Consider the following 1,836-nt stretch of genomic DNA (forward strand, 5'->3'; position numbering starts at 1 on the left):
AGCGGCGGCCCGCGTCGCAGCAACTCCGCGTCGTAAGCACGCACGGGCGGCCACCGGCCGCCCCACGGAGGGCAGCCCCCGGATAACCGCCCTGCCCATCCAGCCAACCGGCGCATCCGCGCCGGTTTTTTTTCGCCCCGCCCCACATTTCACGATGCGGAAAATTTTTTTGTGTCGTAAAAAATCATGCTGCGCGGCACAACACAGGCGATTGCGGGATGGGAAAAAGCATTTCTTATCTCGAAATTTCAATTTCAAGATATTGATTTAAAACAACTAAATATTTACCCCACTCTCCAGCAAGCCCCCTGTCCCGCTCCGGTCGATTTGCCTAGACTCTTATACAAGACCTCGCGAACCGGAACACCCCGCTCCCGGCTTCGAGAACAGCCTCACCACTGTCAGATTCAACCCATCAGGCATCGCACCGCATCAAGGAGCTCATCATGTCGCGTCAGCAACAGGCACAGGAACTGCAAAAGCAATGGGAAACCGATCCGCGCTGGAAGGGCATCAAGCGCAGCTACTCGGCTGAAGACGTGGTCCGCCTGCGTGGTTCGATCCCGATCGAGCACACGCTCGCCAAGCGCGGCGCGGAAAAGCTGTGGAGCCTCGTCAACCACGAGCCGTTCGTCAACGCACTCGGCGCACTGACCGGCAACCAGGCGATGCAGCAGGTGAAGGCCGGCCTGAAGGCCATCTACCTGTCCGGCTGGCAAGTGGCCGGCGACGCGAACGTCGCGGGCGAAATGTACCCGGACCAGTCGCTGTACCCGGCAAACTCGGTGCCGCTCGTCGTGAAGCGCATCAACAACACGCTGACGCGCGCCGACCAGATCCAGTGGTCGGAAGGCAAGAACCCGGGCGACGAAGGCTACGTCGATTTCTTCGCACCGATCGTCGCTGACGCGGAAGCCGGTTTCGGCGGTGTGCTGAACGCATTCGAACTGATGAAGGCGATGATCGAAGCCGGCGCATCGGGCGTCCACTTCGAGGACCAGCTCGCGTCGGTGAAGAAGTGCGGCCACATGGGCGGCAAGGTGCTCGTGCCGACGCGTGAAGCCGTCGCGAAGCTGTCGGCTGCGCGTCTCGCGGCCGACGTGATGGGCACGCCGACCGTGCTGGTCGCCCGCACCGACGCGGAAGCGGCCGACCTGATCACGTCCGACGTCGACGACAACGACAAGCCGTTCCTGACGGGCGAGCGTACGGTGGAAGGTTTCTTCCGCACGAAGCCGGGCATCGAGCAAGCGATCTCGCGCGGTCTCGCGTACGCACCGCACGCCGACCTCGTCTGGTGCGAAACGGGCAAGCCGGATCTCGAGTACGCGAAGAAGTTCGCGGAAGCGATCCACAAGCAGTTCCCGGGCAAGCTGCTGTCGTACAACTGCTCGCCGTCGTTCAACTGGAAGAAGAACCTCGACGACGCGACGATCGCGAAGTTCCAGAAGGAACTCGGCGCGATGGGCTACAAGTTCCAGTTCATCACGCTGGCCGGCTTCCATGCGCTGAACTATTCGATGTTCAACCTCGCGCACGGCTATGCCCGCACGCAGATGAGCGCGTTCGTCGAACTGCAGCAGGCCGAGTTCGCGGCAGCGGACAAGGGCTTCACGGCCGTCAAGCACCAGCGCGAAGTCGGCACCGGCTACTTCGACGCGGTGACGCAGACGGTCGAGCGCGAAGCATCGACGACCGCGCTGCACGGCTCGACCGAAGACGAACAGTTCTTCGACGGCAAGAAGGTCGCGTAAGCAGAAAGGCACGACGCGCCACGCGTCATGCCGATGCCCGCCCCGTCTCGCGACGGCGCGGCATCGGCCACCGAACAAAAAT

At 62.4% G+C, this 1,836-nt stretch carries 2 protein-coding genes; both read left to right on the top strand.

Annotated elements, in window-relative coordinates; genetic code table 11:
* Window positions 1-271, top strand: a 271-nt coding sequence (locus JYJ84_RS35675; protein WP_205190211.1) for a hypothetical protein, incomplete at its 5' end; no start/stop codon positions are given.
* Between the two features lie 175 nt (window positions 272-446).
* On the top strand, window positions 447-1,754 hold the full coding sequence (gene aceA / locus JYJ84_RS35680) for an isocitrate lyase (RefSeq protein WP_122945722.1): 1,308 nt from the start codon (window positions 447-449) through the stop codon (window positions 1,752-1,754).
* The last annotated feature ends 82 nt before the right edge of the window (window positions 1,755-1,836 follow it).

The sequence above is a fragment of the Burkholderia sp. LMG 13014 genome (genome assembly GCF_905232215.1).
Classification (GTDB): Bacteria; Pseudomonadota; Gammaproteobacteria; order Burkholderiales; family Burkholderiaceae; genus Burkholderia.